We start from the raw sequence: 21,913 nt of genomic DNA, 5'->3' as shown, positions 1-21,913 counted from the left end.
AAAATCACTTAAGTTTTTGAAAGTGCCATTATATTATAATTAATAGTTATCTTTATTAACTATTTAAATGTGAAATAATATTATTAAAGTTAGTTGAAATATATTAAAAATTAATATTATTTTGATTCACTTTAATATTTAAATAATGTCATGAAATATGGCAATTAGAATAATAAAGAGGGTTGAAATTGAAAATGAATAAATATTTATTATTATTTTCACTATCCATTATATTTTTAGTTAGTATTAGTTATGTTTCTGCTTTTGAAGATGTAAATAACAATTTAACATCCACAAATGATGCTAATTTATTAACTATTAATGATGATGTGGAAAATACGAATTTAATTTCTTATTCTTCTGATGATTCTAAAAAAGCATCTAACATTGATAAAAATTATGTTATCAATCAAAAAAACTATAAAATATATTTTGATGATAATAAAGTTTTAAAAAGTAATTATGGTGGAAGCAAACTCACATTTTATGGTGATTTTAATGATTTAGGCGCGTTTACTATAAATTCAACAGATACCAAGATTACTGGAAAAAATACTTTATTTTACAATACTGTTTTTAATATAAATGCTAATGGCGTGATGTTAACTAATTTAAACTTTGTTTGTAATGATGATTTTAGCTATAATGAAGGAGCTTGTATTTTAATAAATTCAAATAATGTTACAATTTATAATGTCAACATTAATTATACTGTTCCTAAAAATATTATAGGTTATGGAATTTATTCTAATGGGTTAAATTATAAATTATCTAATTTACAACTCATAAATAATACAGTTAAACTCTATGGAAACGCTATTACAAATGGTTATAATTATGGTGTTGTTTTAACAAACACTCGTGATGCATTTATTTCAGGTAATAATATTATTTGTTCTCTTCCTTTAAGATCTGTTAATTGGGGAACTGTAGGTATTCGTATGGATGCAGTTGCAGCATTAGCAGCAGAGTCATGTTACAACCTAAGATTATCTGATAATTATATAAAATGTAGTGTTATTAATAGTTTAAAGAAAGGATATCCAACATTAGATGCTGTACTAATTTATGCATGCAATAATTCGACAATTGAGAGAAATATTATCCTTGAAAGTGATTATATTACTAAAAATGGTACTGATAATTATTTGTATGGTTTAGATGTGTATTTTTCTAGTGATGTTATGATTGTTGGCAATAATATTCATATCCGCACTACTGGTGGTAAAGAAGCACATGGTACTGCTTATCCAATTCAAGTAACAGGTCATGCTGAAAATGTACTAATAGCTTTTAATAACATTAGTAGTTATAGTAACGGTCCTAATATTGGTATTTATTCACAAAATTACAATGGTATAACCCAATTAGATATTGTTAGTAATTTTATTAATGTTACTGGAGTCGCAAGTAAGCATTATTGGGCTTTAGTAAGTGGAATTGAAGTACAAGATTCTGACGATAGAATATTTAATAATACAATTATTGTTAATACTGTAAATAAATTTGAAAAAGGATTTAATGTTTATGGTATAAGTTACACTCAACCTACTAATGGGAATCATAAATATAATATTCAATACAACAATGTTTCAACTAACAGTGATCGTGCAGTTGCACTTAGAGGCGGTGGTAATTCTATAGTATCAGATTCTATTGTTGCAAATAATATTTTAAAGACTAGAAAATATTGTGGAAACCGTGCAGTAGATGCAATTGGACCGAGAAATGTTGTCGTTAATAATACTGATGGTTCTAAACCTGTGCGTAAAATGAGTGCTAATGAATACCCTAATTCGTTGAAATATTATTTTGATAATCCATATAAAGGAAAAGGTTTGTCATTAAGTTGGATGAATACTAAAGGAAATTCTATTAGTGGAAATGGAGATAATGGTGGAAAATCTATTAATTCTGGAAATGGTGGTACTAATAAAAACAATGTTTTTGGAAGAAACCCCAATAATACTAAATCACAAACCCATAATGGAAATTTAAATTCATCACATTATACTTATGGTACTTCTGGTGTTGATATTACAAGTGCTTCTTCCTCTTCAGGTTCAATTGAAGGAAGTAGTCAATTAGATGCTTCTAATTCGAAATCTTATGAGGTAAGTAAAAAAATAGATACTTTAGATGGAATTAATTATATTCAAATGATTACAATAGTTATTATTATATTAATTTTCTCAATCATAGGATATAAAACAAAAAACAAGAAAAATGAATTATAAAACTTAATTTAAACAGTATAGGTCTAAAAATAGACCTTTTTTTACTATTTTTTAAAAGCAAATAATCGTTAGGTTTATATTACTTAAATACATCATATAATATTGAGTAAAATAGCATTGATAAATAATTATCTATAATTTAATAAAATTGCATTTTATTCAAGTTTTAATGATTTAGTATAAATCAAATTCAAATGATTAACTAAATTATTTTTTTCTAAAAAAAATTCAAAATTTAATTAAATGGGAGGAATAAAAATTAAATTAAATAAGATAGCAATATTATCATTACTCATGATGCTACTCTGTTTTATTGGAACAGCAAGTGCTACGGAAGATATTAATGATACAGTAGTTGCAGAATCAACACTTGATGATAATTCTGTATCTATTGATAATGTTGATGATTCAAATGATGATATTCAAACTATAAAAAATTTAGATGATGATTTAGCTTCAGAAAACTCTAAAATATCATCTACTAGTGGAACACCCACTACTGCATATGATTGGAATACATTGAAAAATAAATGTGAAGCCCCAACTAGTCAATATATTACTTTAACTGGAACTACTTATACCATTGGCGAAGTAATAAAGTTCAAAAATAGTGCTACCATCGTTGGTAGTAATGTCAGTTATATTACTGGAGGTTCTACTTCTAAAACACCGTTTTTAAACATTAATCCTGCATTAACCTTACATTTTATTAATGTTAAATTTTTAAATGTTAATGCTAACAATTTATTACAACTTGATGGTACAGTTTATTTAGAAAATTGTACTTTTAATAATATTCAAACTGCAACAGGACGTAATTCAGTTATATATAATACTAATAATTTGATGTATATTTCTGGATGCAATATTACTAATTGTAATACTGGTTATGGTGCAGTTTCTAATTATGTTTTTGGAAGTACTACAAGTGTTGTAATGTATGTTGATGATTGTAATTTTGTTAATAATAGTGCCAGTGTTGAACCTGGTGCAATTAATAATTGTGGAATTTTATATGTAAATAATACTCTGTTTGACGGCAACCATGCTAATTGGTGGGCTGGAGCAATACATACTCATACAAATGCTCAAACTGAAATTCAAAATTCTATTTTTAAAAGAAATACAGCTGGATGGAATGGTGGAGCATTATACACCTACAGTAAATTAAAAATATATAATTCTACTTTTGAAAATAACAACTGTACTACCAATAATGGTGGTGGAGCAATCGGAGCATACAACTATGGCTCTGAATACAATATAACCATAGATTCCTGTAGATTTAACTATAACAAAAACCTATGTGAGGCTTACACCAACATTTCAACTACTTCTCTTGGTCGCGGAGGAGCCATCTCTGTATTGAATGGAGGTTACTTAACCGTATGTAATTCTAATTTCACTGGAAACTATGCAAGAATAGGCCAAGCAATTGCTGCTGCAACTTATACATATGAAAATGGTACTGGTGGAAATCCCCATATTAAAATTTGTCATAACCTATTTGTCAATCACACCGCAACTGGAATTGATACTGTTGTAATTACTGGTAATGATTACTGTTTCTGTAATAATGTATTTATCAACAGTTATCAAGCCACCCCATATAATGAAACTTGCATATGTAATTCTCCTAAATCTTCTGTAAAATCTTTATTAAGAATGTCAAATGATAATGTTTTAACAGAGTGGCACAATATTATTTATGTTAATGCTTCATCTCCTAATGATCCAGAATCTGTTGATGGTCAAAGTTGGGAAAATGCATATGGAGGAAAAGATTCACTTCTTAGAGCTTTCCGGGATATTCTAAATAATGGAGTAATTTATGTAGCAGATGGAGAATATACTGCAGAGGACTACAATTATTTTCCTCTAGAGTGTAGCAGAAATATTACTGTAATTGGTCTAGGTAGCAAAGTTATACTTAAATTACCTCTTGAATCAGGTGCTGCTGGTGTAACAAATGTTATTCATAAACTTGTTAATTTAACAATAGCTGCAGGTACAAGTATTGATACAGGTATAAATATTAATTCTACTTTTATTAATTGTACATTTACTGCACCTATGAGATTCGGTAATGAGACAAAGTATTATAGTACTACTATGGATCCGAGAATGTTTTTGGAATATGGATATGCAAAAACAAATTCAATGACCTTTAACAATTGTATTTTTAAAGATATTGATGCAAATAATGTAGTTAATTTATATAAATACTATGCTGTAAATCTTAATAATTGTATTTTTGAGAATATTACTGCTGATTCTTTAGTTTACCGTGAGGGTACTGGTTATTTTGAAGATGATGGCATTTACTTTAAAAATTGTACTTTCACTAATTCTAAATTTAATGGTGTAGTTGATTCTGCTGCTAATTTTGATGATGCTATTGCTATTGAAGATTGTACATATGACAGTGCTGTTGCTATAGGCACTACTGAAATTAATGGTCATTTTTATGTTAATGCTACTAAACTTAAAGTTACTGCTGTTGACACTAATTTAACAGTTAAAATTGCAGACATTACTTATGGTAACGGATTTACTATTGATGTTACTTTATTAAATAATGTTTCGGGTAATGTTACTGTAAATATTAATAATAAAAATTATAGTATAACCGTTGTTAATGGCAGTGGATCTTTAAAAGTTAGTGATATTTTAGATGCCAGCAATTATATTGCTGTAGCTAACTTTGTTGGCGATAATGTTACTACTTACTCAAGTACTGCTAATACTACTTTTACTGTAGCTAAAGCTACTCCTACCATCACTATTTCAGGTGGTTCTAAAATTTATAATGTAGCTAAAACTTTAACTATAACCTTAGCTAACCCAATATCAGGTACTGTTAGTGTTATTATTGGATCTCAAAAAGTTAATGTTAAAGTTACTAATGGTAAAGGTACAGTTAGTGTTAATAATTTAAAACCAGGTAACTACAATGTTAAAGTTATATTTGCATCAACTTCCAATTATAATGAAACTTTTAAAACTGCAAAATTAACTGTTAAAAAAGCAACTCCTAAAATGAATGCTAAAAAAGTAACCTTTAAAGCTAAAAAGAAAACTAAAAAATACTCTATTGTATTAAAAACCAACGAAAACAAAGCTTTAAGTAAAGTTAAAGTTACTATAAAATTAGGTAAAAAAACATATTCTGCTAAAACAAACAGTAAAGGTCAAGCTACTTTCAAATTAACTAAATTAACTAAAAAAGGTTCTTACAAAGCTACTGTTAAATTTGCAGGTAATGCATACTACCAAGCATTAAGTAAAAAAGTAACTATAAAAGTTAAAAAATAAGGAAGTTTATAAACTTCCATCTTTTTCTTTTTTTATCCATTACGTAAATTATAACTCATAAATAACATTTTTAAACTTAATAGCTGCCTCTCCAATAGCTACAATCATGTCACAATCTAAATTTAAAGCTTTTTTTATTCCATCCCGCACATTATTTTCGCTAGCTCCAAGAGTTCCTTTTTTTTCAAATTCGCTTATATGATTTAAAAATATTTTATCGTTTAATTTTGGGTTTTCTTTTAATTTTTCACTTGCAATTTTTTGAGAAGCAGATGATGCTGGAACAATAAATTTTGAAAATTTAACTACACTATTAAAAATCTCTAAATCTCCTTCAAGACCTGATTCAGAAGAAACTGTAATAACTGTTGTAAAGTCCCCGAATAATTTTTTAAATTCCCCTAAAACTGTTTGGACTCCTGCAGGATTGTGAGCATAATCTATGAAAATGTTTTTTGAATTTATTTTTGCTACTTTTTCCATTCTGCCTTTAACACCTGTGAAAGTTGCAACTGATTTTAAAATTTTATCAAAAGGTAACTTTAAGAATTCATGAGCAGCTATAATAACTCCAGTAATATTATATACATTGTGAAGTCCATCGATTCCCATTTTTACTGTTAGTTTTTCACTTGGAGTGTATAAATCAAAAGTCCTGTTTGTTAAATCAACATTTGTTGCAACATAATCAAATTGAGGAGTTGTAATTCCACATTGGCAGTAGTAATATCCACAACCGGAAATAATTTCTTTAACGGCAATATCTTCTCCACAAACACATTCTTTAATTCCTAGAGAATCTGGAAGTTCATCAACTCCAAATGTAATAAGTTCTCCTTGATAATTTAATTCTCTTAAAAGTCCAATTATTGTTGGATCATTTCCATTTACTATTAATTTACGATTATTTAATTCAGATATAAATTCTCCTTTTACATTTGCATAATCCATAAAACTTCCCAGGTCATTTAAATGATCTGGAGTAATATTGGTAATCAAACCACCGCACATGTCAGAACTTTTTACTATTCTGCCAACTGTGCCAGGTACTCCGAATGTTCCAACTTCCAAAATTCCCACATCCGCATTTAATCTTGATTGCAAAATCGGGATAAATTCTGCATTACCTTGCATTCCATCTAAATTATGTTCACAAGGAACAATACCATTATCAAAAGCTATTTTTTTAAGCAATGTTGTTGATGTTGTTTTACCATTAGTACCAGTTATTCCAAAAACTGCTTTGTTTGGTTTAAATATTTCAATTATGTCATTTAATTCTAAAATTGGTTTATTTATTCTTTTAAAAATATCAGAATCCTTAGGTAAACTTGCTGGTGGAATAATATAATCTGCCTTATTGAAAAATGCATTTGGTGTTTTACCATAAAAAACATCTATATCATATGCATTTAAAGCATTTGCAAACTTACAATCTTTTTTTTGAGACAAATCGGTTCCAATAACTTTGAAACCTCTTTCACAAAGTATTCTAGCTATTAGATTATTATTTGCTCCACAAACACCAATTACACCAAAAATAGTGTTTTTATCAAAATCAGACTCATTCATATTTCCTACTTCCCTCTTCAAGCCCTTTCATAATTTTATCAACAGTAGTTAGTCTATCATAAGCTATAAGTGGACCCATATGTAAAATAATATCTCCTGGTTTAGAATATTTAAAAGTAAGCTCTGCTGCTTTTTCTATTGTTTCTACAGCAACTTTTATAGCATTAGGATTTTCAATAGCATCCAATATTTCATGTGCTGCTTCAATCTCCACTTCCTGAGTAACCTCATTAAATCCACTAGCTATTATAACATCCACATATTCTCCTACTAGCTTGCCAACTTCGGCTTTATCCCTTTTAGAAAGCGTGTCAAAGTGATCTAAAAATAAAATCACGTTATCGTCTTTAAAATATTCTAATGTAATTTTCATACCATCATATAAAAATGCAGAATCTAGAATTACATCTCTTCCATTATAATCACCAACATATTCCATATGAGCAGGCAGTCCTCTAAATTCTGTTAATGCAGTAATAATATCCTCTTTTTTAATACCATATGTTAAAGCCAAAGCTGATGCTGCAAGTGCATTTTCAAAGAAATAACTCATCATATTAAAAGGGGCTGTGAATTTATCTTCACCATACTCAATAGTTAATGACTCATCTCCAACAATACCTTTAAAGTCAACATCCTTATCTAATGCATAGTAAATAGCATCATTTCTTACTTTTGAAATAATGCTCCTACAAGAATCATTTGAAATAAATGTTTCACTCATCGCCTCTAAAATCAGTTTACGTTGTTGATACTTTTCAAGAGAACCATCAAACTCAGATAAATGATCCTCAGCAATATTAGTTAAAAGACCTATTTTTAAATCCAATTTATTTAAAAGTCCAATAGTTCCATGAGGAAGTTCAAAAATAGCTATATCACAATTTTCTGCTTCACCTTTAACAACACCGTCGATAATAGCCTCACTAACTAAATTATTAACTAAAGAAGAACATGACCAAACTTTATAACCTGCTTGTTTAAATAAGCTAGTAGTAATAAATGTTGTTGTTGTTTTACCCATAGTGCCAGTTATTCCAATAATATCAACAGGAATTAAATCATTAAGCATTATTGAAAACTCTTCATTTGATAAAACATCCACATTAGCTTCAGCTATTTTTTTAGCAATAGGAGCACTATCTGGTAAAGTAGGAGCCTTATAAACAATGTCAATTCCATCTAAAGAAGGATCTGGATTACCTAAATCTAGGATAACTCCTTCTTTTTCCATTTGTATTAGAAATCTTTGAAATTCTACTTTAAAATCAGATAATTCTTTTGGATCTGTAATTATAACTTTATGGCCTTGATTATTAAGCAACCTTGCAACCGGTCTTCCAGCATTTCCCGCACCTACAACTAAATAATTCATGAAATTTCCTCAAAAAATAAATTAATATATTAATATATTGACTTTATTAAATTTATAAGTTTAATTATAATCGCCTTTAAATCTAAGAGAGAATAAATTTTCTTAAAAATAAAGATTTATGTTTATTAACAAGATTAATTACGCATGTTTAATGTTTGTATAGTTAGAAATTTCAGAGTTTATTGTGCATAAATCATTAATATCCAAATCATGAACATTATTATGTCCAGTAATTCTTGCGAATTGTTTTAATTCTTCTGTAGAAACTTTTAAATAGTTTTCAACTCTTTTTGCAGAGGATTCAATTTTTAATCTTTTACGATTTTCAGGATTTTGAGTTGCAACACCAACTGGACAATATCCAGTGTGGCAAACTTTATATTGTTGACATGCTGATGCAATTAATGCCCCTGTTCCAATAGCTATCGCATCTGCACCCAATGCCAATGCTTTAGCAAAATCCGATGAAATACGTAAACCACCAGTGATTGTTAGTGTAATATTACTATTATGATTGTCTAGGTACTCTCTAGCTCTACTTAATGCATAAATTGTAGGAACTGATGTTGAATCACGAATAATTTTAGGACTTGCACCAGTTGATCCACCCCTACCATCAATAGTAATAAAATCAGGTTTAGCATAACATGCATATTCTAAATCATCTTCAATTCTTCCTGCTGCAAATTTTAACCCAATTGGGCGACCTTCAGATTTTTTTCTTAAATGTGAAACTAATTCTTTTAAATCTTCCTTAGAATTGACTTCAGGGATTGTAGCTGGAGAATGAATATCTTGACCTACAGATTTATTTCTAATATTTGCAATTTCAGAGGTTACTTTTTCTCCTTGTAGTTGTCCACCCAAGCCTGGTTTTGTAGATTGTCCTATCTTTATTTCAATAGCATCGGAATTTTTCAAATTCTCATCACTTAATGAGTATTTGTTTGGAACATATTCAAAAATATACTTGTAAGCATTTTCCATTTCTTCAGGTAAAATGCCCCCTTCACCACTGCATTGAGCTGTTTTAATACCTGCACTTCCCTTTGAAAGAGCTATTTTACTTTCTCTTGATAAAGCACCAAAAGACATGTGAGTTATATAAATTGGACTTTCAATAACTAATGGCTTTTTAGCTGTTTTCCCAATTACTGTTGTTGTGTTAACATCAATATCAGATTCTAACGGTTGTGGATTTAGTTGGCATCCTAAAAGTAAAATATCATCCCAATTGGGCATTGGTAAGTCTGTATACATTGCAGCTATTAATGATTGACCAGAAATAGCCATTTGATGAATAGCATCCATTTGTCTAATATCTTTATCACTTTTAGCAAATTCTTTTGGATAAGATAGATCTAAAGTTTCTTTTTGAATTTCAGAAATTGAATCTGAATTTTCAACTTCAACAAAATTAGATATGTCCTGTTTACAAGTAGGACATTTATCTAAATCTTTCAACAATACTCCAGTTGCTTCTTCATTATGAATGTGGCCACAAATAAGACATTTATATATCATACTTTCACTCCGATATAATTAAATTAATGAAAAAAATCATATATAAGTTTTTATATCTCATTAAAAAAATCTTCAGATGAAATAGCATCTTATTATCATTTAAAGAAAATTTAAATTTTAAAAATGAAAAAAAAGTTGGGAGAATTAATTTTCAATATTTACTGGATTTGTATTCTTTTTAAGAATGTCTTTTCCGATATAAATTGATTTGTATTTTTTACATGTTTGAAAATAAAAAATCTATTCAAATTGAATTAGATTTTCTGTATCATCATAAACAACATCAAGTCCACACATTGACGGAACATAATTTGCTGCTTTTGCTGAATTTACACCAATAACTTCAAAGCCCATATCTTCAATAGGAGCTACAACCATACAAGTATCACAGACAACATTACCTCCAGCTTTTTCAATAATGTCTGTATATCCCATTCTATCTGCTGTAGCTTTTACACTAATTGATGTACAAATCCATAGTTTGTTTTTAATAGTTTTTCCTTGAACTATATTAGCTACTTGTTTAATCTCTTCAAGAGAGGCATGAGGACAACCAAGACAAATTAAATCTGCTTCTTTATTTGTAGTAGATAAATTATCTCTTGTTTCTAAAATGTCTTTTTTAGAAATAAAAATGATGTCTTCAACTTCTTTTTTATTAGCATTTTTAAACTCTGGTGTGATATTTTCCATGTGATAAAGTGCTACTGAACCAGATGAAGCTAATGCTGCTCCTAATGTTTTTAAATCATTATTATTTGGAGTGTTTTTAAGTTTAAAATATGGAACGCCTCCTCCAACAGCTTTGCCAATGATATATCCTAATGCTCCAAAATCAGCACCTTTAAGCCCACATTCAACATTAACAATTAAATTAGCTTTTCTATTATAATCTAAATGAAAACCATATAAAGGAGTTTTCCCAACAATAGCTGCAGCTAAAGCAGCAGGTCCTCCTTCACGATTTGTTTTTGCACCAATAACCGAGTTTACATATGCAACTGCTGATGATTCAGACCATGAAACATGGTCGCCAAATCTTGGAACGTTTCCTACAAGATAAGGCGTGCAGGTACAGGTTTTTGAGATTCCAAGTTTAGCATATGCATCTACTATTTGATTTTGTTTAATTGAAAACTCCTCTGGAAAACCAAGTTCTTTCCAATTATTTAAATCTGTTCCTGGAGGATTTAGTGATGCATTAATATTAGAATCTATTAAATCTCCTTTGGCTAAGTCTTCAAGATATTCCAAACCTGCATCTCCTATTGTCTTATAAGAAACACCAGATACTTGAGCTGAAGTAATATCTACTAGTTTAGATGCCCCATAAATATCTCCTAAAGCAACTAAAATATCCATGCTTTTACGGACAGTTTCTCCAAACTCCCCATCACACATTTTCTCTTCATCTTTTGTTAAAAACATATTAATCATTGCCTAGTTGGAATCCAATCATATCATCCACTAAATGTAAAAAGTTATGTTTACTTTCATAAGGAATTAACGCTCCAGCAGCTATATCATGACCTCCACCTTGACCACCAAAGTTATTAGAACTGTCTTGTAAGGCTTTCCCTAAATCTACTCCTTTTTCCACCATAGACCTTGTTGTCCTACCAGAAATTTTTATATCATTATGTAGTCTAGAAAGTCCAATAACTGGTTTTGAATTGTCTATTAACTCAACAGATAATCCAATACTTGCAATTGTTCCCATAACAGATTTTAAAACTTTATCATCACTATACAAGTATTGTGAATTTGAAAGTTGAACAGTGCCTTCTCTTTTAACCCATTCAAGTCCTTTAACAATTTGATCACGGTACTTTTTCTGTAAGCCTATAGCAGTTTCTAGTGCTTTTTCGCGTTCTCCAAGAGCTATACTTAACCCAAGACCAAATTTCTTATTTTTACCGCATGCATCAAGAATATAAGAATACTCTTCTAAATCACGTAAAAATGGAATTTCTTTTGGAAGAGTATAACAATCAGCAAAAATATCTGGATTTATTTTAATAAGCTCGTTTTTAAGAATATCTCTTTCTTCTTCACCTAAATCAGAGAATTTAATACCATAAGATAATCCCATTCTCTCTAAAAACTCGATTGAACCTTCAAAGTCTCCACTAATTTTAGGAAGAGGTGGCGAAAAAGTATAAGATAATGATTTGTAAAGAGGTTCTGAGGATTTAGAAACAATTTTTAAACCTTCATGAATCTCTAATCTGCCACTTTCAAGAGCATCATCTAAAATTAATCTATTAACTCCAGTAAATCCTTTTTGACCCTGCATATCTCCAAATGCACCGATTAATGCAAAATGAGCTAAATGCTTTTTATTTAAATCTCTTATAACTAAATAGCTAGAACCTGCTCCACTTAAATCTTTACTTCCATCAATTCCAAATAAATGTGGGTTTAAATGAACAACATTGCTTTCTGCTTCGCTACCACATACCTGATGGTGATCTGCAACAATTACATCGCTTTTATAAGTGTTAAAATCTTTTATAAATGCACTGCCCATGTCTGAAAAAATAAATAAATTATATTTTTCATGCCTTAATTCATTTACAATATCTGGTTTTAAGCGTGGAATAATAGTTGTGTGATATTGAACACCTTCTTCGGCTAAAGCATTCGCTATCACTGCCGCTGATGAAATTCCATCAGCATCATGATGAGAAATAATTCTTATAACCTCATCCTTTTCCATATGCTCTTTAAGCATATTAGTAGCTTCACTAGCTCTACTTAACAAGGAGTGCTGCTTCTTGTGGATCGTATCTCCAACCTTCTGGTAATTTACCTTCACTTACATAGTAAGAGGCTAATCTTCTAATTCTAGATTCAATAATTGTTAAACCTCTTTTAGAATGTAAGTCTTTAGGATTTTCAGTTAAATGATCTCTAATGTTTACTGCTCTTCTAATTAAGTTTAATAAATCTTCAGGATACAATCCAGCTTGATTATTTCTAATTAAAATTTCTGTGATTCTCTCACCAGTAACATCTTTTACACTAGGAATTCCATATTGATCTCTTAATAAAATACCTATTTGAGATGTACTTTTACCTTCTCTGTTAAATTTTAAAATCATTTCTTCAATTTCTTCATCACTATAAGTTACCCATTCTGGTCTTGCCATGTAATTACCTCATATTTTTATTTAATTAGCCCAATAAATATTATAAATAAATTCTTAGAAAAAAAATCTACTTTTGGCTAGAATACCATTTAATAAATTTTTCTAAAGAGTTTTTTCTATGTGAAAATCTGTTTTTTTCATCAGTTGTTAATTCTCCAAATGTTTTATCTTCACTAGGAACATAAAAAATCGGATCAAAAGCAAATCCTAAATTTCCTCTCTCTTCAACTGCGATTTCACCTGATACTTTGCCTAAAAAGATCTTGGGCTCAGAATTGGGGGCACAGTACCCAATAACTGACCTGAATTCGGCACAACGATTATCAGTATCTGTTAATAACTTTAAAATACCTTTATTTCCTATTGTATCTTGAACATATGATGAATAAGTTCCAGGAAAACCTTTTAAAGCTTTAATGAATAAACCAGCATCTTCAACTATCACAGGTCTATCAAGTTTACGACTAGCATATTTTGCGCCTGATATAGCTACCTCTTCAAGTGTTCCTTGAGGTTCGCAGTAACCAAAATCAATATGCTCTAAGTTAATGTCATAATCTTTGAAAATATTCTCTGCTTCTATAACTTTATGTTTGTTTCCAGTTATAAATGTTATCATGAAATTAATTATATAATAAAGTTTTTATATATTTTTTTAAAATTTTAATGAGTATACCTCCCTCTAGATTCAATATCTAAAATTTTATTCAATATTTTATCATCCCCATAACCTTTTAAAACACTTTTAAAATATTTTAAAGCAAGTTCATAATTAATACTTTGTAGTGATTTCTTTAAAACAAGTAAATCAACGGCTTTATCTTCATCTAAATTTGAATACCTACCTAAACCAAAATCAAGGAAAACTAACTGATTTTTATCATTAAGCATTATATTAGATGAGGTTATATCTCCATGAATAATATTTGCCATATGTAATCTAGCAATATATTTACCCAGATTATATGCTAAATCTTCATTGATAACCTCTTTAAGCATTGATCCATTAATTTTTTCCATTAAAATCGCTTTAAATTTTAAATCAACATCATATAATACTGGAGTAACTACTCCTGCTCTTTTTGCATCAGATAATAATTTAGCTTCAAGTTTACATCTTTGTTTTCTAATTTTATTATCAATCTCAGAAATTCTATATTTTTTAGGAATTCTATCTTTTAAAACTGCATTTAAACCTAAATAACTAGTTTTAACAATGTTGGATTCTGCTCCTTTTGCAATTAAGTTATCATCTAGCTTTAAATAATTTTTATTATTATCAATCCAGGGAATATCTACTTCATCAGTTCTAAACTTTTGAATAATATTTGTATCTTTAATATTCATTGGCCCAAATTGATTATACATTAACAAACCTAACCATGCAATCATGACACCATTATCTCCACATAATTTCATCTCAGGCATGTAAAATTTAGCCCCATGTTCAAATGCCATGGACTTAATCATTTTTCGAAGCCTAGAATTTGCAGAAACCCCTCCACACAACATAACCTCATCTTTTTGTGTATGTGAAAGTGCTCTTTCCGTAACCTCAACAAGCATTGCAAAAGCAGTTTCTTGAAGAGAAAAACAAATATCTTCCATAGGAGTTCCCTTTTGTGCCTGTCTTAATGCAGCAGACAACAATCCAGAAAATGAAAAATCCATTCCCTTGACAATGTAAGGTAAATCAATATAAGAACCATTTTTAGCTAATTTTTCAATAATAGGTCCTCCAGGATGGCCTAAACCACATTCACGACTAAAATGGTCTAAGCAATTACCAATAGCTATATCCAGGGTTTCACCAAAAATCCTGTATCTTCCACTTTCATATGCAATAACTTGACTATTTCCACCACTAACATAAAGTGAAACAGGATTAACTGCACCAGTATCTAATTTTCCAACTTCAACATGCCCAATGCAATGATTAACTCCAATAATTGGTTTATTTAAAGATAAAGCAAGTGATCTAGCAGATGTAGCTACAATTCTCAAAGCTGGACCTAATCCTGGACCCTGTGAAAATGAAATTAAATCAATGTCATCGTAATTAATTCCTGCTTCCATTATAGCTTCGGGAATTAACTTAGGAATCCATTTTGCATGATGTTCAGCAGCGATTCTTGGATGAATACCTCCTTCTTCGGGAAATAACTGCTTTCCAGTTATAGCTAGAATATTCCCATCACTATCAACAACCCCTACACCAGTTTTTTCTGCTGTTCCCTCAATACCTAAACATATCAAAATAATCAACTAAAAATAATTTTATTAATTACTATATTACTATTTATAAATATAAAAATATATTTTAATTTAAAAAATAAAGTAGATACTATGGGATTTTATAGTGAAAACACGATAGAACAAAAAAGAGTTACTAAGTTAACTGGAGATATTAACATCTCAGATGCATTTAAAGCTGAATGTAATGAGCGAGGAATCCCTATTTGGGATGCTTATAATATTCAAAAAAGATTAAGATTTGAAGTTGAAGAAGAACAAATAAAAGGTAGCGAAAAGGTTGATGAGAGATTAATGGAACTTTTAAATGAAAAATCTAAAAAAGAAGTTTCACATGACTATATTGAAAGGTATAATATTGCAAATTCTCAAAAAAAGAACATGATTCCGCCTAAAGGAGACAGTACTCTCCCCCCAAAAGAACAAATTAAAATCCCACCAAGAGCTAGAGATGCTAAAAGTTTTAATAGTGAAGATAAAGAATTATTAAACAAAATCATGCTTCAAAACCAAAAAATTATTAATCAAAATAAAATTATTATTGAAGAGATAAAAAAGTTAAGGAGATAATATGATAGATGGAATAACTACTTACGGTAATAATAGCCTAATAGATACCCTAAAACAAACCGAAGACCCTGTGTTCTTATGTACAATAGGTACAACAGAAACTTCATTAATTCCAGGACTTTCTGGAGCTGGAGCATCAGAAGATTTAACTGAATACACCCCAGCAGCAGATGTTGAATTAATGATTTTAAATAATGTACATTGCATGGATAATGTTCCACAAACTGTTGTTGGAGAATCTGTTGCACCAACCCCGGCCCTGCTTTCAAAAGCAGCATTAGAACTTGCTAATATCCCATTTGTAATTATAAATGCAGGTTCAAAAATAAGACCTGATGTAGAATATGTAAGCTTTGGAAAAGAATATGGAAGAGATATTAGAAGTGGAAAAGGTGTTTTAAATCCATTAGAAATATTTGAAAATGGAAAAGATTTAGGTGCAGAATTATCTAGAAGACATGAAATGCTCATTATTGGTGAAAGCATACCTGCAGGTACAACTACTGCTCTTGGAGTATTAAAAGCTCTAGGTTACGAAGCTAATGAAAAAGTTAGTGGAAGTATGCCCCATAACCCCCATGATTTAAAAAGAAAAATCGTTGATGAAGGCTTAAAAAATGCCAATATTGATCCTGAAAATGATGATGTAGATGCAATGCAAGCTATTGGAGCTGTTGGTGATCCCACAATTCCTGCAATGGCAGGATTAATTATTGGATCAGACATTCCAATAATTCTAGGTGGAGGAACTCAAATGGCAGCAGTTTGTGCTGTTATAAAGTCAATCCAACCTAATTTCGATTTTTCAAGAATTAACATAGCAACAACAGTTTTTGTTGCAAAAGATAAAACTGCTGATTTATTTGGAATTTTAAAACAAATCGATAATAGTATTACAATCCATATTGTAGATCCTCGTTTTGAAGATACAGAGCATGAAGGACTCAAAAACTATCTTACAGGATTTGTAAAAGAAGGAGCTGGAGCAGGAGGTTGTATGTTTACAGCACTTGTTCGTGGAAGTTCTGTAGAAAAACTAAGAAAAAAAATAGAAAGAGTATGTAAATAGAGATTAAAAATCTCTATAATCTTTTTTTAAAATATATGGGCGATTGAACCCATAAATACAATTATACCCACCATCCAACAATAGTAAGCAAAAATATCCAAACTTTTTTTCTGAATTAAATCTAACATCCATTTAATAGCAACATACCCTGCTACAAATGATGCAATAAATCCTAAAATAACTGCTGCAAAGTTAACATCTAAAGCCGTGCCAATATCTTTAATTTGAACTAGAAAAGCACCTAAAATAGCTGGAATGGATAAAATAAAGCTGAATTTTGCAGCAAATTCCTTATTCAAACCTATTGTGAGACCTGCAGCTATTGTAGTACCAGAACGAGAAAGTCCTGGAAGAATTGCACATGCTTGACCTAATCCCATAAACAAGGCTTCTTTTTTAGTAATAGTATCATAATTAACATTACCACTATTCATTCTTTGAGATAAATAAAGTATAGTACCAGTTACAAATAAAAAGAATGCAGGAACATAAAGAGCACCAGCAAATAGTGCATCTACCTGATTTTCAAATAATATGCCTACGACACCAACAGGAATAGTAGCTAAAATAACATACCAAGCTAGTCTTTTATAAGGATCATTTTTAAATCCTTCTCTAAATCTACCTTGTAAAATATCTCCAATACTTAACCACCATGATTTTAGCATTTTATAAATATCTGCTCTGAAAAACCATAAAACTGCAAGTAATGTTCCTAAATGAAGGAAAGTATCGAAAGCTAGGGAACTTTTAACACCTAAAATCCTTTGAATAAATACTAAATGAGCCGAACTACTAACAGGTAAAAATTCAGTTAAACCTTGTACAATTCCAATAATAATCCCTTGAATTATATTCATAAACGACACCATTAAATATAAGACAACCAACCATATTTATCTTCAATTTTAGCTTCAACAATGTCAAAGAAAGTTTTTTGTATTTTTTCACAAATAGGTCCTCTCTTACCTTCACCGACAAGTCTATGATCAATTGAACGAATAGGAGTAACTTCAGCTGCAGTTCCTGTAAAAAAGACCTCATCAGCCAAATATAATCTTTCACGAGAAATAGTTTCCTCAACAACATCGTGTCCTAAATCACGAGCTACTTTCATGATAGAATCACGAGTAATTCCTTTAAGATTAGAAGAAGACAATGATGGGGTGTATAAAATATTATCTTCAACAAGGAATATGTTTTCCCCACTTCCCTCAGAAACATTTCCGGCATAATCTAACATGATAGCTTCATCAAAACCATTATCAATAGCTTCAAGTTTAGCTAATTGAGAGTTCATATAATTTGCTCCACATTTAGCTAATGCAGGAAAAGTATTTGGAGCAGGTTTTCTCCAAGAAGAAACCCCAATATTTACCCCTTTCGCCATCCCATCTTCACCTAAATAAGAACCCCACTGCCAAGCAGCAATAACAGAATTGACTGGACAACCTAATGGAGTAACTCCTAATTCTCCATATCCTCTAAACACAACAGGGCGTATATAACAAGATTTTAAGTCATTTATTTTAATTGTTTCTTTAATAGCTTCTTCAATATCCTCTTGAGTGAAAGGAATATCAATTTTATAAATTTTTGCTGAATCAAATAAACGTTTTACATGTTCTTTTAAACGAAAAACACAAGTTCCATTATCATTATTATATGCACGAATACCTTCAAAAATGCTTGTACCATAATGAACTACATGAGAAAGCACATGAATTTGTGCATCTTCCCAATTAACCATTTTTCCATCTATCCATATTTTACTTGCTGAATCATCCCAAGCCATTTTATCACAACATAATTAATTTAAACAGATTACTTTATATTTTTATTAAGTAATATATTTTTAGATAAAAGAATAATATTTAACCGAAAAAGTTATATATTAACTTAACTAATAATATTAAATGTTGATTTGGTTCCGTGGTCTAGTGGTATGATACCTCCCTTACAAGGAGGGGATCACGAGTTCGAATCTCGTCGGAACCATTTAATTCTATTTTTTATTGTTTTATGGATTTTCTTAACATGATTATTACTAAAATTGAAAATTTTTTAATAACAAAAAAATATGTTTATTTAAATCAAGTATTACCAAATTTTATATAATACTACATAATTCATTAAAATTAAAATTTAAGCTATTCTTAGTCAATATTAACTATTATTCATTCGATGAAAATTAAATGAAAAGTTTAATATAAGTAATACAATAAAATAAAAAACAACCAAAAGGTGAAATAATGGTTGTAAAAATAGGTATTATAAAAAGTGGAAATATTGGTACTTCACCAGTAATAGATTTATTACTTGATGAAAGAGCAGACAGACCTAACATAGATGTGAGAGTATTTGGATCTGGAGCTAAAATGAATCCAGAACAAGTTGAAGACGTTGTTCCTAAACTTGACCAATTTAATCCTGATTTCGCAATATTTATTAGTCCAAACCCAGGAGCTCCTGGACCTGCTAAAGCAAGAGAAATCTTATCTGAAAAAGGCATTCCAGCTATCATTATTGGTGATGCACCAGGTAAAAGTAAAACAGATGAAATGGATGAACAAGGATTAGGTTACATTATTGTAATGTCTGATCCAATGATTGGTGCTAAAAGAGAATGGTTAGACCCAACTGAAATGGCTATTTTCAATGCAGACATTTTAAAAGTATTAGCTAATACCGGAGCATTAAGATTAGTGCAAAAAACTATTGATGCTGTAATTGAAGGGGCTGAAGCAGACAACATTGAATTACCAAAACTCATTATTACTGCTGAAAAAGCTGTAGCTGCTGCTGAATTTACTAACCCATATGCAAAAGCAAAAGCTATTGCAGCATACGAAATGGCAGGTGCTGTTGCAAACCTTGATATGAAAGGTTGTTTCATGACTAAAGGATATGAAAACTTCATTCCATTAGTTGCAGCTGCACACGAAATGGCTTCTGCTGCTGCTAGTTTAGCACACGAAGCAAGAGAAATTGAAAAAGCAAATGATACAGTTTTAAGAACTCCTCACATGAAAGAAGGGAATCTTGGTTATAAAAACTGTTTAATTTCAAAACCAGAATAAGTAGCATTTTTGCTACTTAATTTTAATTTTTAAAAAATATCATAAAATTCCTTTTGTTGAAGGAATTTGATTGTGTTCTATTTTTATAGCTTCTTTTAATGATTTAGCAAATGCTTTAAAAAGAGCTTCGGCTTTATGGTGATCATTTGCACCTTGAACAGTTCCATAAAAATTTAATTTAGCAGAACTTGCAAAAGATTCAAAAAAGTGAATAACAATATCTGAAGTCATGTCTCCTATTTTTTCATTTTTAAAATCTATTTCAAGATTACAATAGCTACGCCCACTAATATCAATTGCAACAGTAGCCACTGAGTCATCCATAGGTACAATAGCATTAGCCATTCTTTTAATTCCTTTCTTATCACCAACAGCTTGGCTGAAAGCTTCACCCATTAATATTCCAACATCTTCAACCGTATGGTGATCATCAACTGCAATATCTCCTTTAGCATCAATATTTAAATCTATCATACTATGCTTTGAAAATGCTTCTAACATGTGATTAAAAAAGTTCACACCAGTTGAAATATCGTATACGCCTTCACCATCAAGATTCATTTCTATAGTAATATCAGTTTCTGAGGTACACCTTGAAACATTTGAATTTCTATTCATATTATAACCCACATAATAATTAGTTTTATCTTCAATAATTTAATGTTGCGGAGCATCACGTGTAATAATAATACAATCTGTAGGGCATTCCATAGCACATAATGTACAAACATGACAATATCTCAAATCTAATATACGTGCAACCCTACCAATCTTCCAAATTTTAGCCGCTTTTGGACAAATCTCATAACATTTACCACAACCAATACATTTATCTTCATCAACCGTGATCTCTAAAATAAAAACACCCCTATTATAATTTTAAAGTAGCAACTGACATAGCTTTAAATCCAATGTAAACTTCTTTACCAATATTCAAATTTAACTCCTTTTCTGCAGATACAGTAATATCCGAACATAAAATAGTACCCCCTACATCTATTTTAACACGGATAATTTCATGTTCTAATTTCATCTCAACAATTTTACCCTTCAATATATTACGAATACTTGAAATTTGAGGTTCTAACATCAAAAAAATATTATCATAACTAATTAATGCTAATAATTTATCTCCAAGCTCATAATTTCTATTTAATGGAGCACTAATTTTAGATTCATTAAATTTAATTAACATCACTCCACGAGATTCATCAATTTCACAAACTTCACATTCAATTTCATTAACATCGGTATGAAGTTCCATAATAGCATTAATCTTCTTACATTCTTTTAAAATAGAATAACCCTCTTGAGTAAGAGAAGTTCCTCCACCACCGCCTTTACCTCCTTTTGTAGTATTGACAATTTTTACATCAAGAGCATCCTCAATTTTTTCAATATAATTTAAAGCTGTCCTATATGAAACATCAATAATTTCAGCAGATTTAGTTAAAGAACCTGTATCTAAAATAGAATTTAGTAGTTTAAACTTCTTATTATCTAATAAGAATGAATTATCATCTATATTAATTTTATATTCAACACCTGCTTTTACATCAGTCATGTTATAATCCCCCAAGATATAATATAAATAGTTATATCTTTTTTAATATAAAATTGTTAGTTATCTGGGACTGTCGGGACTGTCAATTTGTTAGCTCTTGTTTTCGTTTTTCGATCCAGCCATCTTTTTGGTGCATTATTTGATTGAATATTCCTTCTAATGTTCTGAATTTCTTTTTGTGTGCTTTGGGCATTGTATTTCC

18 protein-coding genes and 1 tRNA gene are annotated in these 21,913 nt (G+C 29.9%); 6 read left to right on the top strand and 13 right to left on the bottom strand.

What is annotated here, in order from left to right:
• Positions 1 to 188 precede the first annotated feature (188 nt).
• Both MBORA_RS06815 and MBORA_RS06810 read left to right on the top strand, forming a co-directional pair.
• Positions 189 to 2,237, top strand: a complete 2,049-nt coding sequence (locus MBORA_RS06815; RefSeq protein WP_063720433.1) for a right-handed parallel beta-helix repeat-containing protein — start codon at positions 189 to 191, stop codon at positions 2,235 to 2,237.
• A 243-nt stretch (positions 2,238 to 2,480) separates the two neighbouring features.
• Positions 2,481 to 5,552 carry an Ig-like domain-containing protein gene (locus tag MBORA_RS06810; RefSeq protein WP_063720432.1) on the top strand — a complete coding sequence of 1,024 codons (3,072 nt, stop codon included), beginning with the start codon at positions 2,481 to 2,483 and terminating at the stop codon, positions 5,550 to 5,552.
• A gap of 48 nt (positions 5,553 to 5,600) precedes the next feature.
• Here MBORA_RS06810 and MBORA_RS06805 read toward each other — a convergent pair whose 3' ends face one another.
• The 8 genes from MBORA_RS06805 to MBORA_RS06770 form a co-directional block, all read right to left on the bottom strand.
• Positions 5,601 to 7,124, bottom strand: coding sequence for a Mur ligase family protein (locus tag MBORA_RS06805; protein WP_063720431.1), 1,524 nt, complete (start codon positions 7,122 to 7,124; stop codon positions 5,601 to 5,603).
• On the bottom strand, positions 7,117 to 8,499 hold the full coding sequence (locus MBORA_RS06800) for a Mur ligase family protein (protein ID WP_042692051.1): 1,383 nt from the start codon (positions 8,497 to 8,499) through the stop codon (positions 7,117 to 7,119). Before MBORA_RS06800 ends, MBORA_RS06805 begins: the two co-directional genes overlap by 8 nt.
• Before the next feature lie 138 nt (positions 8,500 to 8,637).
• The gene (locus MBORA_RS06795) at positions 8,638 to 10,023 is read right to left on the bottom strand and encodes a glutamate synthase-related protein (RefSeq protein ID WP_042692055.1); all 1,386 of its coding nucleotides are present in this window, start codon (positions 10,021 to 10,023) and stop codon (positions 8,638 to 8,640) included.
• A gap of 240 nt (positions 10,024 to 10,263) precedes the next feature.
• On the bottom strand, positions 10,264 to 11,451 hold the full coding sequence (locus tag MBORA_RS06790; protein WP_280634312.1) for an aconitase X catalytic domain-containing protein: 1,188 nt from the start codon (positions 11,449 to 11,451) through the stop codon (positions 10,264 to 10,266).
• 1 nt (position 11,452) lies between these two features.
• The gene (locus tag MBORA_RS06785; RefSeq protein WP_042692063.1) at positions 11,453 to 12,787 is read right to left on the bottom strand and encodes a single-stranded-DNA-specific exonuclease RecJ; all 1,335 of its coding nucleotides are present in this window, start codon (positions 12,785 to 12,787) and stop codon (positions 11,453 to 11,455) included.
• Positions 12,777 to 13,175 carry a 30S ribosomal protein S15 gene (locus MBORA_RS06780; protein WP_042692065.1) on the bottom strand — a complete coding sequence of 133 codons (399 nt, stop codon included), beginning with the start codon at positions 13,173 to 13,175 and terminating at the stop codon, positions 12,777 to 12,779. Before MBORA_RS06780 ends, MBORA_RS06785 begins: the two co-directional genes overlap by 11 nt.
• A 67-nt stretch (positions 13,176 to 13,242) precedes the next feature.
• On the bottom strand, positions 13,243 to 13,794 hold the full coding sequence (locus MBORA_RS06775; protein WP_042692069.1) for an XTP/dITP diphosphatase: 552 nt from the start codon (positions 13,792 to 13,794) through the stop codon (positions 13,243 to 13,245).
• Between the two features lie 44 nt (positions 13,795 to 13,838).
• Entirely contained in the window at positions 13,839 to 15,440 is a 1,602-nt protein-coding gene (locus MBORA_RS06770; RefSeq protein ID WP_081738317.1) for a bifunctional N(6)-L-threonylcarbamoyladenine synthase/serine/threonine protein kinase, read from the bottom strand.
• 81 nt (positions 15,441 to 15,521) lie between these two features.
• Here MBORA_RS06770 and MBORA_RS06765 point away from each other — a divergent pair, with 81 nt between their 5' ends.
• Complete coding sequence (locus tag MBORA_RS06765) at positions 15,522 to 15,998, top strand: hypothetical protein (RefSeq protein WP_063720430.1); 477 nt, start codon at positions 15,522 to 15,524, stop codon at positions 15,996 to 15,998.
• A 1-nt stretch (position 15,999) separates the two neighbouring features.
• Positions 16,000 to 17,067, top strand: coding sequence for a nicotinate mononucleotide-dependent phosphoribosyltransferase CobT (gene cobT / locus MBORA_RS06760; protein ID WP_063720429.1), 1,068 nt, complete (start codon positions 16,000 to 16,002; stop codon positions 17,065 to 17,067).
• 26 nt (positions 17,068 to 17,093) lie between these two features.
• Here cobT and uppP read toward each other — a convergent pair whose 3' ends face one another.
• Both uppP and MBORA_RS06750 read right to left on the bottom strand, forming a co-directional pair.
• Positions 17,094 to 17,927 (bottom strand): undecaprenyl-diphosphatase UppP, encoded by an 834-nt coding sequence (uppP, locus tag MBORA_RS06755; RefSeq protein WP_042692081.1) that lies wholly within the window; start codon positions 17,925 to 17,927, stop codon positions 17,094 to 17,096.
• Positions 17,928 to 17,938: 11 nt separating this feature from the next.
• Positions 17,939 to 18,862, bottom strand: a complete 924-nt coding sequence (locus MBORA_RS06750) for a branched-chain amino acid transaminase (protein WP_042692085.1) — start codon at positions 18,860 to 18,862, stop codon at positions 17,939 to 17,941.
• A 131-nt stretch (positions 18,863 to 18,993) separates the two neighbouring features.
• Here MBORA_RS06750 and MBORA_RS06745 point away from each other — a divergent pair.
• Positions 18,994 to 19,065 (top strand) — tRNA-Val (locus MBORA_RS06745).
• A gap of 254 nt (positions 19,066 to 19,319) precedes the next feature.
• On the top strand, positions 19,320 to 20,147 hold the full coding sequence (locus MBORA_RS06740) for a F420-dependent methylenetetrahydromethanopterin dehydrogenase (RefSeq protein ID WP_042692088.1): 828 nt from the start codon (positions 19,320 to 19,322) through the stop codon (positions 20,145 to 20,147).
• A gap of 39 nt (positions 20,148 to 20,186) precedes the next feature.
• Here MBORA_RS06740 and hisB read toward each other — a convergent pair whose 3' ends face one another.
• The 3 genes from hisB to MBORA_RS06730 are packed head-to-tail and all read right to left on the bottom strand — an operon-like array spanning position 20,187 to position 21,711.
• A complete protein-coding gene (hisB, locus tag MBORA_RS06735) occupies positions 20,187 to 20,765 on the bottom strand; it encodes an imidazoleglycerol-phosphate dehydratase HisB (protein ID WP_042692090.1) in 579 nt (192 codons plus the stop codon).
• 39 nt (positions 20,766 to 20,804) lie between these two features.
• The gene (locus MBORA_RS10310) at positions 20,805 to 20,996 is read right to left on the bottom strand and encodes a 4Fe-4S binding protein (RefSeq protein ID WP_261795574.1); all 192 of its coding nucleotides are present in this window, start codon (positions 20,994 to 20,996) and stop codon (positions 20,805 to 20,807) included.
• 22 nt (positions 20,997 to 21,018) lie between these two features.
• Positions 21,019 to 21,711 (bottom strand): TOBE domain-containing protein, encoded by a 693-nt coding sequence (locus MBORA_RS06730; protein ID WP_042692093.1) that lies wholly within the window; start codon positions 21,709 to 21,711, stop codon positions 21,019 to 21,021.
• Between the last annotated feature and the right edge of the window lie 202 nt (positions 21,712 to 21,913).

Origin of the sequence: Methanobrevibacter oralis, assembly GCF_001639275.1 — an archaeon.
In the GTDB taxonomy this organism is placed as follows: Archaea; Methanobacteriota; Methanobacteria; order Methanobacteriales; family Methanobacteriaceae; genus Methanocatella; species Methanocatella oralis.
This window is presented reverse-complemented; position numbering and strand designations above follow the sequence as displayed.